Raw genomic sequence first — 13,109 nt, 5'->3', positions numbered from 1 at the left:
GGGTGGGGCGGCAGCCGGTGTCTTGGCGGATGTGGGCTGCCGCCCCGTATGCGGTCGGGGTCACTGGTGGGTGACGGCGTGGTTCTCTCGCAGGTCCTCCACAAAGCCCTGGTCGTGGAGGTAGACGTCGGAGAAGTAGCCGCACTCACACCGGGCCTGGTAGGCGTAGCTGCCGTCAGCCAGGGCGTAGGACTGCACGAAGGACTCGAAGGTCTGGGGACCGAACAGCCAGCCGAGCATCAGGCAGCCTCCTGTTCGCGGTCGCGGACCACGGACAGCACCGCTTCCGTGCTCTCCTCGCGCTTGACCAGCACGCGCTTGGCGCGGTCGAAGCTGCATCCGAGCGCGGTCTGTACTCGGCGCACGGAAGCGCCCTCGGGCAGCTCTCCGGCCGTGATGATCCGGTCAAGGCGCTCGGCCAGGTCCTCATCCGAGAGCGCTCGCGTGGTGGACTTGTTAGCGGTCGGCACGGCGCTCTTGGGGAGCTTGCGGCCCTTGTCCGAGCGCGGCTTGGCGGGTGCTTTCGAACCCTGCTGTTCGCCCTGTTCAGGAGTCGAACGGCGACCGGTCTCAGAAGCGCTCTCGGTAGTGGTGCGGGCACTCTTCCCAGGGGCGGGGCGGGAGCACCGGACCACGGACAGCCGGACCGCTCCTGCGGGCACTTCCAGAGCGCGCTCGGGGAACCGGGAGCGGTCGACCACCGTCACGAGCGGAGCGGGTTCGGAAGCGCTTTCGGGAGCGCTCTTGTGGGTGCTGTCGTCGGTCAGTTCAGCAAGGGTCTTGACCCCCGGCCCCTCGGTGGGGCGCGCGTTGGTGATGCCCTTCTCGATGACACCGATCAGGTGCGCGGTCATCGCCGCTCCGATCGGCCCCAGCGAGTGAGCGAACAGCCCGCCCACGGCCGTGCCGGTCCACTCCGTGGGCCAGTGTCCGACGGTGTTGAGCAGAATGCTTACGGCCAGACAGCCCCACATGATCTTGTCGGCTTCCTCGGGCAGAGAGCCGCCCGAGGACTCCAGCCGGGAGCGGCACAGGATCACCCATCCGACGATGCCGATCAGGGCGGGCTCCAGCAGCCAGAGCATCCACCACATCGCGGTGAACGGTTCGGCGCCGGTCATGGCGGCGGCGCCGGCGTGCACGCCGGCGGTCGACCATCCGGCGAAGGCCACAAGCACCGGCATCAGGGCTGCCAGGGTCAGGGTGCGGGTGCGCTGGACTCGGAGCGCGCGGGCTTCCGCGGACTGGGATATGTCGGCGGCGAGCTTGGCGCGCTCCAGATCGGCGGCGGTGCGGTCGCGGGTCAGGTCCTGACGGATGGCGCGGGCGTCCATCGCACGCCGTGCCTTGTCGCGGAAGCGCTCCAAGCGGTCATCCTTGCGCGCGGCGACCCGATGGCGCTTAGCCGCGAGGTCCAGCCGGATCTGCTCGGGAGTGCGCTCCTGCCCGGGGGCGGGCGTGGTGCTTTGCTGGGAAGTCACCGGGCGCCTCCTTCCGGGTGCGGGGAGCGGACGGGCATCGGGGGCAAAGGACGGGCGACCAGGGCGGCGGTGTGGTCCAGGGCCAGGGCCGCCCCGGCCAGCGGCAGGGCCGCCAACCGGAGCACGACCACGACCAGGGCCAGCAGCAGCACCGCGCACAGGGTGAGGACGCCGGCGGCCTGGATCATGTGGGTGGTGGTCACCGGGACTCCTTCCGGGCCTTGTCGCGGCGGGCACGGCGGGAGCTGATCTCGGCGATGGCGTCCATGTCGGCGCGGATACCGGCGAAGAACAGCCACCACAGGCCAGCGAGCACGCCGAAGGTGATCAGCAGGGTGAGCAGAGAGGTCATGGTTCAGCCCTTCCTGAGCCAGTGGGGCGTCCGGCGACGGGTGCGGGAGACGGTCTTCGGACCCACAGCGGTGCGCAGTCGGCGGGCTACCGAGCGGAGGCGGGCGCGGACCTTCTTTCGGACCTTGGCCAGTTGGGTGGCAGTGCCGGAGACAGCGAGCAGCACCAGGACGGTCAGCGCGAGGGCAGCGACGGTCGGACCTGCGATCATGGAAGCGCTCCTTTCTGGGAGTAGCGGCCCCACCGGTTGGCTTGGCGGTTGAGCGGTGGGGCCGCGTCATGCAGTGGTCCGTGGACCCTGCTGGCGGCTATAAAGCAGGGGCTACGAACAGGGCGTCAGGCGTAGACGCGATCGCGTCCGTTGGTGGTGCTGGTGGTCGCGTCGACCCGGTGTCCGGCCTTGTGCACGGAGACGTTGCCGTTGGTCGTGCGAGCGCTGATGCGTCCGGGGCAGCCCGCGTGCACGAGCACGTTGCCGTTGGTGGATCGGACCTTGGTGAGCGGCCCGCAGCGGCCGATGGAGACGGAGCCGTTCGTGGTGCTCACGTCGATCTCGCCGTGAGCGCGACCGATGGAGACAGAGCCATTGGTGCCGTCGGAGACCAGGTCACCGACCACGTCCACGCTCACACCGGAGTTGCGACCCTGGTGGTACACACCGGCCAGCGCCCCGCGGGTGTCCACTGAGCCGTTGTCAATGCGGGTCCCCAGCAGCGACCCCATGGGCACTCGCAGCAGACCGGTAACCGGTTCGGTCGCACCCATGACGGTGCCGTTGGTGACCTTCGCTCCGTTGATGACGGTCGTTCCGCCGCTCATGACGACGCTGCCGAAGACGTCGCCGCTGATGACGGTGGCGCCGCGTCCGCTGATCACGGTCGGTGCCGGGGCGGGCACGTTGATCACCCATGCGGTCTCAACGCTGGTGGCGGTGGCCTGCCGAACGGTCTCGTCAGGGCCGCTCAGCTCCAGGGTCGCCTCAGTCAGTCCGGGGACGGCTTCCACGGTCAACTGCATGCCGGGAGCGGTCAGGGCGACGGTAATCGGTCCGGTGGTGGGGGTGCGCATCGTCAGCTTGGTCATGTCACGCGGCCTCTCGCAGGTAGTCACCCATGGCGGTCAGCTCGTCAGCGGTGTATCCGGCCCACACGCCGGCGGCGGGGGACTCCCGCAGCGCGAGCTCCAGGCACATCTCCCGGGCGGGGCAGCGCTCACACAGGTTCCTAGCGGAACGTTCGCGCAGCTCCTTGGCCGCGGGCTTCTCCCCGAACAGGTCACTGCTGTCGGGCTCAAAGAACAGTTCCGGCTGGGACATGCAGGGGAGCGTGTGCTCTGCCAGAGCAGCACGCAGACGCTCCGTGCTCTGGTTCTGCAGGCGGTTCATTGGGCCTCCTCTCGTGGTGGTTGGTGTGAAGCCCGCTCCTGCTGGCGGCTACGAAGCAGGACGTCGGGCTGCTGCGTCTCTGACGGTACGCACTTATGCCATAAGCGTCAAGACATATGCAATAAGTTGCTTCGAGAGGCGTCGTAGCCACGCAGGTGGCAGCGATGGAGGACCGACTACGGTGGGAAGACCACACTTATGTCAGAAGACGGAGGCCCGATGAGCAGCCTCGAAGCACCGAAGGCCCGGTACAAGCAGGTGGCTGAGCTGCTGCGCGACGCCATCAAGCGCGGTGACTACGCGGCGGGGTCAACGCTCCCCAGCCAGCCGGAGCTAGCGCGCGAGTACGACCTGAACCAGAGTTCGATCAGCCGGGCGATGGCCATGCTCCGTGCCGAAGGGTTGATCCGCACCGAGCACGGCAAGGGCTCCGTCGTCCTGGAGGTGCCCACGGTCAAGAGGGTGCGGCGCATCGACAGGGACTACAGGACTCGCCCCACCGGCAGCAGCTTCGCAGAGGAGCTGACCAAGGCCGGGCGTACCTCGCGTACGGAGCTAGTCGTGTGCGATCCGGTCGAGGCGCCCGCCGACATCGCCCAGGTGCTCCGACTGGATGAATCCGAGCAGGCACTGCTGCGCAAGCGCCACATGTATGCGGAAAACAAGCCGGTACAGATCGCGGCGTCCTACATCCCGATGAGTGTGGCCGGCAGCGTCGACATCGCCATGCCGGACACCGGCCCCAGCGGCATGTATGCCCGGATCGCGAAGCGAGGATTCGGCCCGGTGCGCTTCACCGAGGACATCGAAGTCCGTGGGGCCAAGCAGGAGGAGGCGGACTTCCTGAACATCACACCTGGACAACCGGTGTTCGCCATTCTCCGCACCGCCTTCGACAAGGATGACCGGCCAGTAGAGACGTGCCTGAACGTCTTGGCGGCCCTCCAGTGGAAGCTCACCTACGCATGGGAACAGGACGTGAAGTCATGACCAGCGAAACGCCACGCCACAGCGTGAGTGTGACCGGAGTGGTGGTCCGGCCCGAGGACGGGAAAGTCCTCGTGATCAAGAGGGCCGACGACGGCCGTTGGGTCCCCCCTGGTGGGGTCATGGAGTTGGACGAGACCCCAGAACAGTGCGTGGTGCGGGAGGTGAGGGAAGAGACTGGGATCGAGGCCAAACCGATCCGCCTCACCGGGGTCTACAAGAACATGAACCTTGGGGTGGTCTCACTGGCTTTTCTATGCAAACCCACGGGCGGAGAAATTCGCATCAGCGAAGAATCCGTTGAAGTCACATGGATGGATCCAGCAGAAGCTGTCGATCACTGCCCCGAGGCCCGAGGGATTCGCATCACAGATGCAACGTCAAATATATGGCCACACTCCCGCGTCCATGACGGAAACGATCTCCTGACCCAGTAAAGAAAACCCTCCACTTCAAGAATCCCATTGGAATGCGCCCCCAAACTCATCCAATTCTTGCAACGCGCGCAGCACGGATGACATTAGCAGAATAGAAATAATCGAATTCTCCTCAGTATAGTGCCGCACGTCTGCGTTGTGAACACTAACGTGCCGACTCAACTCGACAGGTGGAGGAGAGTCCCAATGCGGAAACCAGATTTAGACTCACGGCGCTCTTCCCGGTAAGGCTCGCGAGTCGGGTTGACGTAGGCACGCTCAGTGTGGGTCTGTTCGATGTTCACCTCAGTGACTTCGTCCTCGTCATGAGGGCTCTCCGACAGGTGGGACAGGATCTCCCCCCGAACATCACCCCGGGGAACGGGCCGGAACGTGAACACGCGCCCAATCTCGCCACTGTCTTTCATCGGTTCATCGTCGAGGTACCAGAGGCCGTAGGATCAATCCCAGTCTTTTGGAAAATCGATAGTCCCTCGCGCCCCACCTTCCGCCAATTCGATAAGGCCGATTGGACAGTACCCACTAGCTTCGAATTCATGATGCGAAAACGTCTTTGCAAAAATAATCCTTCCACCATTCATCCGCGCCTCTTTGAAGGTTACGACGTCCTCGCCAAGCTCCGCTCCGACGAAATCCAAGCAGCATCCCTCCAGTAGGGCGTTTCTAAAGCTCAGTTTTCCGCTCTCCAAGCGGGAGGATTGGAACTTAACTTGCCCTCCCAAGAGTTTGGAAATGTGAAACTCTACCGTGCTATCGAGCAGCTTAATTTGACTAAAATCGACAACTCCAGCGGTGACTTTGGAGAAGCCCATTCTGATGACGGAATTTTGAAGCTTGGCACCGATGAAAGAAACCCTGCCACCCTTCACGTCGGAACCACTGAATAGGACTTCCCCATCAGAGAAGTCCGCCATTCGAAAAGTCACTGTCTTTTTTTCAAACTTGGCTCCGTGAAATGAGAAAACACTTCTGGAGATTTTCGATTTTGCGAAGGATACGTAGCTCCCTCTGAAAGTAGCCATGCCGAATTCCAGCACCCCGCCCAAGAAATGTGCCCCCTCAAAACTTATCCTACCTTCAGAAAAGATGGATTTATCGAAAGAAACCACACCCTCTTTGAAAGTTGCACCATCGAAAGACACCCTCCCGCCTGTGAACTGAGCTTCCTTGAATTTAGTAACTCCACCCGCGAATACACAATCGTCAAATATAACGTCCCCACCAGTAAAACTTGCCCCACGGAAATCTCCTCCGTCAATCTTGGCGCCAGTGAAGTCATAGTTCTTACCGACCCAGCGGGTGTCTGTGCTTAGATGATTGCCGATGACCCGGATGATGGTCTGCCGCACCTCGCGCATGGAAGCAAAGGTGAGTGCTTGCTCTTCATATGCCTCTCGTTGCTCAGGCGTGGACTCTTCATATAGTTCATTCGGCTCGGGTCGGTATGGCATTCGCAAATAGGCGCAAAGCACATCAATTACCATCTGCACCAGTTCGTCATGGCCTTCAGGGGCGTCGTCAGCCAGATGCGCCAAGGCATGGACCCCAGCCAATCGAACCGCGGCATGCTCGCTTCCGAGTTTTTCGCTGGCGCTGTCGAACCGCTCAGTGAACAATTTAGTCACTTCACGCTGGTCACCCCTCTCAGTGGTTCGTTGGCGCCGATAGGAAATGACCAATAAGGCAGCTGCTCCTAATCCAGCTACAACGGCGAAGGCCCGTGTTGCGATCGCATCCAATGCTCGTGGCGGCAGTTGATCCGGCATCAAAGGCTGAGGGGAACCCATGACCCACCACGTCCCGGTAACGATGAGAGCCACAAGGGCGGCTACCACGATCCAGGCCACAGCGATCACTGAGCCCAATCGAGCTTGCTCTGCCCGGGTCCCTATATGGAGTTTTCTTCCTCCTAGAACAGAAAGGGCGATCACAGTCAGACCGATTCCGCTCAGGAACAACCGTCCGGCGTACGGCAGAGACCAGAGCATTTCCCACGCGCGTAAAACCAGTGGAAGCCCGGCTGCGAAGAGCAAGGTCGCTCCCCCAAGAGCAGCAATGGACCGGTTTAGAGGTCGACGTAACACCTGATGCCAGAGCTTCGGAACCTGACCGATTGGTTGGGCAAGTGCCTGTACGCGAGAGATTACTAAAGTGAACGGAGATGGCTGCCTTTCGGTGGTCATAACGACACATTAGCTAAGAGAGCCCTCTCCTCAGAAGCTGTTGCCGAATCCCACCGCTTCCGCTCAGCCTCGCCGCAGAACCTGCACAACCTACAGAACTGGCATTGATGCAGGTCAGAGCGTTGCGCCATGGAACCGCAGAACGCTGCGAAACCTCCGCAGAACCGCAGAACCTTCCGCACAGGGAGTTCTGCGGTTCTGCGGAGGTTTCGCGAGGTAGTGCGGTTCTGGCTTCCAGGGCGTTGACCAGCCAAGACAGGGGTTCTGTGGGTTGTGCAGGTTCTGCGACGGGGCGCCGGGGTTCCCCATGGGGTGGCGCCGCGGGATGCACGTGCATGGTCGGAAACCGGCCTCCTGAGACGGCGTCTGCGGACCGAACACGACTGCCCGAAGGTGATCCATCGTGGCCGCTCAGCCGCTGCTCACAGGGCGTTCTGAGGGCCGTCTCGTAGTCTCAGTTTTAGTCTCATTCACAGCCGTCCGGGGCCGTTCAAAGCGGTCCACACGGGAGCCGCGAGCGCTGGTCAGCACGTTGCCGACCGGCGGCGAACGGCCGTACACGGGATTGGAAAGCGTGTTGGGTGCAAGCCCTCAGGGGTTCGAATCCCCTATCCTCCGCCACAGGAGCCCTGATCTGCGACAACGCGGGTCAGGGCTTCTTTCATGTCTGCCCCTCGTGGTGTGGGACGTGTCGCGACATCCGACTAAGCAACACGCTTCGGTAAGGAAGTCGCACACGATGGCACACAAGAGTCCCCTTCGCGCCCAACGTCGCACCGCTCAGCAGACGGCAGCACCCGTCCTCGGCGACGCCGAGTCCGCCCCGCTCACAGCGGTTCGTCCCCTCAACAGCACCAAGGATGAGCGGCAAGCGGTCATCGCTGAGCTAGAGCTTCACCTCAGCACGACCAACAGCAAGCGGGGACGCCCCTACCAGCGGCGGACGATCAACGCTTACAAGTACGCCGCGCACCAGCTCCACAACTGGCTCCCTGCCCGTACGTCGTTCGCCGACGTGGACACGGCGACGCTGAACAAGTTCTTCCGCTGGTACTACAGGACCCACGACGTCCCGAAGAGCCAGGACGGACGGGGCGGCTACACGGGCGGGACGAACACGATCCAGCGCAACCTTCGCCCGCTCTTCGCGTACCTGGCTGAGGAGTACGACGTCCCGAACCCCTACACGGCAGACTCTCCGAAGCTCCAGCGCTACGCCACACCCCCGATGGGTAAGCCCAAGACTCTGAGCCAAGACTTCGTAGCCGACTGCCTCAAGATCACTGGCAAGAACCGTGATTTTGAGACGGTGCGAGACCACGCCATCATCCGCGTACTCACGGAGGGCTTGCGGTCGGAAGAGCTCCTGTCGCTCCGCGTCCAGGACCTCGACTTGCAGCACAAGGTGTTGGTCGTGCTGCCGCTCAAAGGCGATCGCAACTCCACCGACGGCCGGGTAATCCCGCTCCAGCCGTCCACGGTCAAGGCACTCGTTCGCTACCTGCGCTTCCGCGCCAGTCACAAGCGGGCGTCAGTCGATGACTGGCTTTGGCTGGGCACGCGGAACCGCTCAGCACTCAAGTACGGCGGGCTCCGTCGCATGGTCAAGCGTCGGGCAGAGCAGGCCGGGTATGACCCTTCCGAAGTCTCTCCGCATAGCTACTGCCACACGTGGGCGGACGATCTTCTGACGGCTGGTGTCTCTGGCGAGGACGTCATGGCTATTCGCGGCTGGAAGAGCCCGGCCATGCTTCGCCGCTACGCATCGGACATGGCATCATCCCGCGCGGTCAACGCGGTTCAGAAGCTCGGCGACCGCTACTAGTCACGCGACGTCGGAAAGAATGGCGGGTGTGGGATTAGCATTCCCGCGCTCGCCATTCTCTATGCACTCTCACGAGAACTCACACGAGCACTTCCGTACGTCGCTGAGAGCGATTCTGAGAGTCCGAACATACGTCGCGCGTGTGCTCACTCGTCTTCGCACTTACGGGCACTGAGCGTTGATCTGAGAGCTTCGACGTCGCTGGCGTGACTCTCTGCTCTGTCACGAGCCGCCACGGGTCATGTCACAGTTCACCACGGAATCGTCCGTGACCCCTTCGGTGGCACCGCGTGCATTGGGAGTGTTGACCTTGTAAGCACGAACGACGCACCGCAGAGGAGCCACACAATGACCGAAGAGCAGAAGACGGGCGCGAAGAAGGTCACCGCTCACAGCAACTGTGAGCACCCGCCCACGAAGGCAGCGCGTGCGAAGTGCCGCCGCGCAAAGGGCAAGATCACTGTTCAGCAGAGCGCGGGCGCAACTGTCGAAGCTAAGCCCGCGCCGGAGCCCACCGTCGAGAAGTCCGACGAAGTTCTTGACGCGGTGGCAGACGTTGACCGCGTCACCCGCGAGAACTGGAGGGACTTCAAGAACGCCCGCGTGACGATCCACATTTACAACCGGATGCCCGTGAAGAACGCCATCATCCAGGGATGGGGCGCGAAGTTCTTCGACTACCTGATCCAGGGCGCCGACAAGAGCACGCGCGTCCCGGCCGCTGAGGTCGAGCGCGTTCTTCTCCTGAACGACTAACCGCCAGGGCGGGTGTGGGAGTGCCACACCCGCCCGTCTCTCTGTTCAAACCCAACTGAGGAGGTCGAGTAAGTATGGATACGTACGTTGTTGTTCTCTGGCACAGGTGTGGGAAAGTGGACGACTCCCACCGCCCCATCTGCTGGCACGTGCGCACGGTCGAGCCGGGCACCGCTAGCGTGTGGCCGTATGTTGACCGTCTCCACTTCGCCGTTGACACGGCGCGGGGGCTGGTCGCTACCGACGTCAAGGGCGGCAAGCTCCGCGCTGAGTGTGGCGCGGGTCTGCACCTGCTGAGTGTCGAGTCCGTCCACGAGTACCTGACCAGGAACCAGCGCTAGCAAGTCACGCCGGCACTACGTGCCCATAGACGAGGCCCCGGAGATATTGAAGCTATCTCCGGGGCCTCTGTGTGGAGTCTAACGGCTCATCAGTCCGTGCCTGGTGACTACGAAGCCGCGTCGATGTCGGCGAGGATGTTCGTCATCGTGGTCGCCTGTGGATGGGGAGACGTCACGGTGTGGAGGTCGTCAACGACTGCCCGCCCGTTCTCCTCACGGATGGCATTGACGAGTTCCACACCCAGCGTCTTACGGCTGGGCTCCTTGAGTAGCAGACAGAACACCGCTTCGAGGTCGTTGCTGTCGATGCTGACCGTGGACATTAGGCGCTCCCCTTGAGGTGGTATAGCTGAGCCATGAGCTTTTCTGAAACGCGGTCCCGAGGGGCCTTCACTTCATTGATGGGGGTACCGGGCGGAATCTCACCGCTCGGAACGATGGGAGCCTCGGCGCGCTCTCCCCAGTACTTCGCGCGGGCTTCCCGGCTCTCGCGCTCGTGGATCGCGTCCATAGCAGTTCGTAGGGACTTCTTGCGTTCGTCTGCGTAACGCTTCGCGTGTGCGTCTGCGAACTCCTTACGCGCAACCTGAGCAGCGTTCGGGACGTTCTGTGCTCGAAGCTCTCGCTCTCGCTTCTGAATCGCTGAGCGCTCTTCGTCAATGCCCTTGAAAAGGCTCCGGTTGCCGTCTCGGCCCTCATCCGAGACACCGGCCCCGCGCCGCATAGCCTCAAGAACGGTGTTAGCGGTTCGATCCGTCATGCTGCCTCCTCGCCGTCGTCGCCACCCTGGGCGCCGAGAATGCCGGACAGTTCGTCGGCGTCGATGTCTTCCCGTGTGGCGAGATTCTGTGCCAGCACCTGCCACGGGAAAGCGCCGAGAACCTCCTGGATATCCAGGTCTAGTTTCGGCTGTGTGGGAGCGGGCTTCTCTCCAACGGCCGAGGGAGCTTCCCGCTCTCCCCTAAGCCCGCGCATAATCCTGTCTGCGGCTGCCATTCAATTTCCTCCGGTCGCTTTAATGGTATTGTACATGTCGCTATTCTCCGGGCGTGGTGAATTCGAAGCCGACAAAAGGCAGGTCATCAGGTTCGTAATCCAGGGCGACAATGAGACGCCCCTGAATGGGATTGAAAACCATGGCGTACCCCTCGTCGTTGAAGGCGATAACTGGGAGGACAGTAGTGTCCTCGTCTTCGTCCCCGTAGGTTGCAACGAGATTCTTGGGCGAACGGATCATTGTTGTTCTCGTTTCTGCTATTGTTGGTGCGTTGCTCTCTCCGGCGATGGAGGAGGCTGAGCCCCGCGCCTTGATAAAGCGCGGGGCTCTGCTGTGGCTATGCGGTGTTCGCCTTGGAGATTCGCTCGCTTGCCCAGTTCTGACTACGCCGGAAGCGTCGCGCCAGTTCCCTAGCGCTTATCTCGGGGTTGTCCTGGATATACTGTTTAGCCCGCTTTTTCATCTCGGTATCCAGTTCGCTCATGTGGGCGCGGAGATCTTCGTCTGACAAGTCCTGTGGCAAATGCCGCACTTCGTCCAACTCTTCTCGGAGCGGTGCCGTGATCTCTTCGAACGTGTTGGGCTTCTCCGTGGCGGTGACCGTCACTGTCCGGTCTGTCATGGCTAGTGAGAAAAGGGCGACGTACACGGCTTTGATAAGCAGGATGGGCACGAGCGAGAACAGCGCGGACACCAGCCCGTTCTCATACCCCGCGTAGAAGTTCGCGGAGCCCGTGACGAGTACGCCGAGGATGAGCAACACGTGAAACGTGCGGCGGCGAGGATGACGCCACACGAGGAACATCACGTAAAGCAGGTACGCATCCAGCGCCACCGCCAAGGGATGTGCGATCCACGGCGAATATCCGAACTCCTGGGTGACAGAGCTTAGATGGTCATATGAAGCGAATAGGCACACGAGCATCACGAGCGCTGGGACGATTAGCTCTTTCCAACGTGATAGCTTTGTCATTGGTTACTTTCCTCTGGCAAGACGGGAATGTGACACTAGCCCCACACATCCCGACAGAGTGTGTGGGGCTTTCTTACGGCTGATTCCTGGGAACGTAGCGAAAGCGGAGCTTTCGACCGGGGCTTGACTTCGGACCAATCGTCTTGGTGATGGCCTTAAGACCGCGACGGCGTCCGTGGTTGTGGAGAGTCTGCTGGAGCTGGTCCAGACCCTTACCGTACTTCTCTGCCTCTTCTGCGGTGATCTCATAAGTGCCACCGTCCACGCACCCATTGAGCCATTCCTTCGAGTCCTGGACACGGGGCCGCAGAGGCTCAGCGCTAGGTGTGGGATTCATTTACTTTTCTCCCGTCATTCGAATGTATAATGGGCGAAAGGGCCCGAGGCTACTAGCACTAGTCTCGGGCCCTATTCATGTGTTCATCTGAGGTGTGGGGCTGCTACCTTGCCCCGACCATGTGCCGGGCAACAAACCCCATCGCTTCCTCTGAGGTACGGTTCGGAGCGATCATCTTCTCTCCGCCCACGGTGACGTAATATCCTGCCGCCTCGGCTGCTTCGTAGGCGTCAACTCGGGCCTTGAGTAGTGCGGCTTCCTTTTCGAGAGCATCCGTGCGAAGTGACAACCACTCCCGCGTAATCCCGTTGCGATCGAAGAATTCCTTTACCTGCTCCTCGGTCGGGTTGGATTCCATGAGAACCCTAAGCCCCTTTTCCGCCTCGATGGGCTCAGAGCCGGGGTGACGGAAGTACTCGTGTAGCCACTGGAGAACACCGATCGGGAACACCTCGGGCGGGTTCTCGTGTACTTCGATTCCGCCATATCCCATGTCATCTAGCGCGGTGTCCACCCAGAATCGGGCGCGCTCCCCCGACTTCTTCGGGGTGTTAAGGAACAGTTCGTGCTCATACATCCCGCACATGAGCGCATAGCCGCGTGAGGTGAGGTGCGGCTCTAGCGTGTCAGGGTGGAGACCGTAGTACTTGGTAATGTCGAATTGCTTAAAGGTGTACATCACTTCGGCTCCTCAGAAATGAGCGCGTTCTCTGCGCTGACAATTGAAAAGCTAACACGTTGAAAGAGAGACAGAATTTAGCGTGGCCTAAAGCTCATTGTTACAGATAGATAACATTCACTGTCTGCTATTCTGTGAATGGGTTCGATGCTCTTCGGCGTATCTTCACCACTCCACGAGTGGTGCCTTCTCCGGCGTGTGCCATGCTTAATAATGGGTGTCTGTCTTGGCTGGTCCCAAAGAAAGGCTCTCTCTAGTCCCCGTGCTAGAGGGAGCCTTTTTTTATGGGTAGTTCCAGAGATTGACATGATAATCTGGAATTAGTTCGAAGAATCGAGCGGGTTGGGGACAGGAATGCCACGGAGGACGAACGTAAGC

The 13,109-nt window shown here is 61.4% G+C and carries 19 protein-coding genes; 5 read left to right on the top strand and 14 right to left on the bottom strand.

Annotated elements, in window-relative coordinates; genetic code table 11:
* Positions 1-60: 60 nt before the first annotated feature.
* The 7 genes from DFP74_RS11595 to DFP74_RS11570 form a co-directional block, all read right to left on the bottom strand.
* Positions 61-240, bottom strand: coding sequence for a hypothetical protein (locus DFP74_RS11595; protein WP_121181705.1), 180 nt, complete (start codon positions 238-240; stop codon positions 61-63).
* Positions 240-1,481: a hypothetical protein gene (locus DFP74_RS11590; protein ID WP_121181704.1), complete on the bottom strand. Its 1,242-nt coding sequence runs from the start codon at positions 1,479-1,481 to the stop codon at positions 240-242. The genes DFP74_RS11595 and DFP74_RS11590 overlap by 1 nt, the downstream gene beginning before the upstream one ends.
* Complete coding sequence (locus DFP74_RS11585; RefSeq protein WP_121181703.1) at positions 1,478-1,684, bottom strand: hypothetical protein; 207 nt, start codon at positions 1,682-1,684, stop codon at positions 1,478-1,480. The genes DFP74_RS11590 and DFP74_RS11585 overlap by 4 nt, the downstream gene beginning before the upstream one ends.
* Positions 1,681-1,833 carry a hypothetical protein gene (locus tag DFP74_RS33505; protein WP_158612993.1) on the bottom strand — a complete coding sequence of 51 codons (153 nt, stop codon included), beginning with the start codon at positions 1,831-1,833 and terminating at the stop codon, positions 1,681-1,683. Before DFP74_RS33505 ends, DFP74_RS11585 begins: the two co-directional genes overlap by 4 nt.
* Before the next feature lie 3 nt (positions 1,834-1,836).
* The gene (locus DFP74_RS11580) at positions 1,837-2,043 is read right to left on the bottom strand and encodes a hypothetical protein (protein WP_121181702.1); all 207 of its coding nucleotides are present in this window, start codon (positions 2,041-2,043) and stop codon (positions 1,837-1,839) included.
* A 125-nt stretch (positions 2,044-2,168) separates the two neighbouring features.
* Positions 2,169-2,915, bottom strand: coding sequence for a hypothetical protein (locus tag DFP74_RS11575; protein WP_121181701.1), 747 nt, complete (start codon positions 2,913-2,915; stop codon positions 2,169-2,171).
* 1 nt (position 2,916) lies between these two features.
* A complete protein-coding gene (locus tag DFP74_RS11570; RefSeq protein WP_121181700.1) occupies positions 2,917-3,216 on the bottom strand; it encodes a WhiB family transcriptional regulator in 300 nt (99 codons plus the stop codon).
* Between the two features lie 219 nt (positions 3,217-3,435).
* Between DFP74_RS11570 and DFP74_RS11565 the strand changes: the two genes are divergently transcribed.
* Together DFP74_RS11565 and DFP74_RS11560 are read left to right on the top strand one after the other, a co-directional pair.
* The gene (locus DFP74_RS11565; protein WP_121181699.1) at positions 3,436-4,206 is read left to right on the top strand and encodes a GntR family transcriptional regulator; all 771 of its coding nucleotides are present in this window, start codon (positions 3,436-3,438) and stop codon (positions 4,204-4,206) included.
* Positions 4,203-4,640: an NUDIX hydrolase gene (locus DFP74_RS11560; RefSeq protein WP_199725612.1), complete on the top strand. Its 438-nt coding sequence runs from the start codon at positions 4,203-4,205 to the stop codon at positions 4,638-4,640. Before DFP74_RS11565 ends, DFP74_RS11560 begins: the two co-directional genes overlap by 4 nt.
* Before the next feature lie 440 nt (positions 4,641-5,080).
* Here the strand turns inward: DFP74_RS11560 and DFP74_RS11550 are convergent, their stop codons facing one another.
* A complete protein-coding gene (locus DFP74_RS11550) occupies positions 5,081-6,673 on the bottom strand; it encodes a pentapeptide repeat-containing protein (RefSeq protein ID WP_158612992.1) in 1,593 nt (530 codons plus the stop codon).
* Between the two features lie 889 nt (positions 6,674-7,562).
* Here DFP74_RS11550 and DFP74_RS11545 point away from each other — a divergent pair.
* From DFP74_RS11545 to DFP74_RS11535, 3 genes are all read left to right on the top strand, one after another.
* Complete coding sequence (locus DFP74_RS11545; protein WP_121181696.1) at positions 7,563-8,648, top strand: site-specific integrase; 1,086 nt, start codon at positions 7,563-7,565, stop codon at positions 8,646-8,648.
* Between the two features lie 348 nt (positions 8,649-8,996).
* Entirely contained in the window at positions 8,997-9,404 is a 408-nt protein-coding gene (locus tag DFP74_RS11540; RefSeq protein WP_121181695.1) for a hypothetical protein, read from the top strand.
* Between the two features lie 116 nt (positions 9,405-9,520).
* Entirely contained in the window at positions 9,521-9,745 is a 225-nt protein-coding gene (locus DFP74_RS11535; protein ID WP_147453857.1) for a hypothetical protein, read from the top strand.
* A gap of 107 nt (positions 9,746-9,852) precedes the next feature.
* On the opposite strand, the gene DFP74_RS11530 is transcribed toward DFP74_RS11535, so the two are convergent.
* The 6 genes from DFP74_RS11530 to DFP74_RS11505 form a co-directional block, all read right to left on the bottom strand.
* Positions 9,853-10,068 (bottom strand): hypothetical protein, encoded by a 216-nt coding sequence (locus DFP74_RS11530; protein ID WP_121181693.1) that lies wholly within the window; start codon positions 10,066-10,068, stop codon positions 9,853-9,855.
* Positions 10,068-10,505 carry a hypothetical protein gene (locus DFP74_RS33280; RefSeq protein ID WP_147453856.1) on the bottom strand — a complete coding sequence of 146 codons (438 nt, stop codon included), beginning with the start codon at positions 10,503-10,505 and terminating at the stop codon, positions 10,068-10,070. The genes DFP74_RS11530 and DFP74_RS33280 overlap by 1 nt, the downstream gene beginning before the upstream one ends.
* Positions 10,502-10,741, bottom strand: a complete 240-nt coding sequence (locus DFP74_RS11520) for a hypothetical protein (RefSeq protein ID WP_121181691.1) — start codon at positions 10,739-10,741, stop codon at positions 10,502-10,504. The genes DFP74_RS33280 and DFP74_RS11520 overlap by 4 nt, the downstream gene beginning before the upstream one ends.
* 40 nt (positions 10,742-10,781) lie before the next feature.
* Positions 10,782-10,982, bottom strand: a complete 201-nt coding sequence (locus tag DFP74_RS11515; RefSeq protein ID WP_121181690.1) for a hypothetical protein — start codon at positions 10,980-10,982, stop codon at positions 10,782-10,784.
* 97 nt (positions 10,983-11,079) lie between these two features.
* Positions 11,080-11,715, bottom strand: a complete 636-nt coding sequence (locus DFP74_RS11510) for a hypothetical protein (RefSeq protein WP_147453855.1) — start codon at positions 11,713-11,715, stop codon at positions 11,080-11,082.
* A 440-nt stretch (positions 11,716-12,155) separates the two neighbouring features.
* A complete protein-coding gene (locus DFP74_RS11505) occupies positions 12,156-12,731 on the bottom strand; it encodes a hypothetical protein (protein WP_147453854.1) in 576 nt (191 codons plus the stop codon).
* Between the last annotated feature and the right edge of the window lie 378 nt (positions 12,732-13,109).

The sequence above is a fragment of the Nocardiopsis sp. Huas11 genome, from assembly GCF_003634495.1.
Lineage (GTDB): Bacteria > Actinomycetota > Actinomycetes > Streptosporangiales > Streptosporangiaceae > Nocardiopsis.
Note: the sequence above shows the minus strand (reverse complement) of the source record. Positions and strands in the feature narration are given on the sequence as shown.

Excerpts from the sequence above, each read along its gene's own strand:
- DFP74_RS11520 (WP_121181691.1), bottom strand. The coding sequence starts at position 10,741 with ATGGCAGCCGCAGACAGGATTATGCGCGGGCTTAGGGGAGAGCGGGAA.
- DFP74_RS11580 (WP_121181702.1), bottom strand. The coding sequence starts at position 2,043 with ATGATCGCAGGTCCGACCGTCGCTGCCCTCGCGCTGACCGTCCTGGTG.
- DFP74_RS11515 (WP_121181690.1), bottom strand. The coding sequence starts at position 10,982 with ATGATCCGTTCGCCCAAGAATCTCGTTGCAACCTACGGGGACGAAGAC.
- DFP74_RS11565 (WP_121181699.1), top strand. The coding sequence starts at position 3,436 with ATGAGCAGCCTCGAAGCACCGAAGGCCCGGTACAAGCAGGTGGCTGAG.
- DFP74_RS11505 (WP_147453854.1), bottom strand. The coding sequence starts at position 12,731 with ATGTACACCTTTAAGCAATTCGACATTACCAAGTACTACGGTCTCCAC.
- DFP74_RS11595 (WP_121181705.1), bottom strand. The coding sequence starts at position 240 with ATGCTCGGCTGGCTGTTCGGTCCCCAGACCTTCGAGTCCTTCGTGCAG.
- DFP74_RS11545 (WP_121181696.1), top strand. The coding sequence starts at position 7,563 with ATGGCACACAAGAGTCCCCTTCGCGCCCAACGTCGCACCGCTCAGCAG.
- DFP74_RS11560 (WP_199725612.1), top strand. The coding sequence starts at position 4,203 with ATGACCAGCGAAACGCCACGCCACAGCGTGAGTGTGACCGGAGTGGTG.
- DFP74_RS11510 (WP_147453855.1), bottom strand. The coding sequence starts at position 11,715 with ATGACAAAGCTATCACGTTGGAAAGAGCTAATCGTCCCAGCGCTCGTG.
- DFP74_RS33505 (WP_158612993.1), bottom strand. The coding sequence starts at position 1,833 with ATGACCTCTCTGCTCACCCTGCTGATCACCTTCGGCGTGCTCGCTGGC.
- DFP74_RS11575 (WP_121181701.1), bottom strand. The coding sequence starts at position 2,915 with ATGACCAAGCTGACGATGCGCACCCCCACCACCGGACCGATTACCGTC.
- DFP74_RS11540 (WP_121181695.1), top strand. The coding sequence starts at position 8,997 with ATGACCGAAGAGCAGAAGACGGGCGCGAAGAAGGTCACCGCTCACAGC.
- DFP74_RS33280 (WP_147453856.1), bottom strand. The coding sequence starts at position 10,505 with ATGACGGATCGAACCGCTAACACCGTTCTTGAGGCTATGCGGCGCGGG.
- DFP74_RS11570 (WP_121181700.1), bottom strand. The coding sequence starts at position 3,216 with ATGAACCGCCTGCAGAACCAGAGCACGGAGCGTCTGCGTGCTGCTCTG.
- DFP74_RS11530 (WP_121181693.1), bottom strand. The coding sequence starts at position 10,068 with ATGTCCACGGTCAGCATCGACAGCAACGACCTCGAAGCGGTGTTCTGT.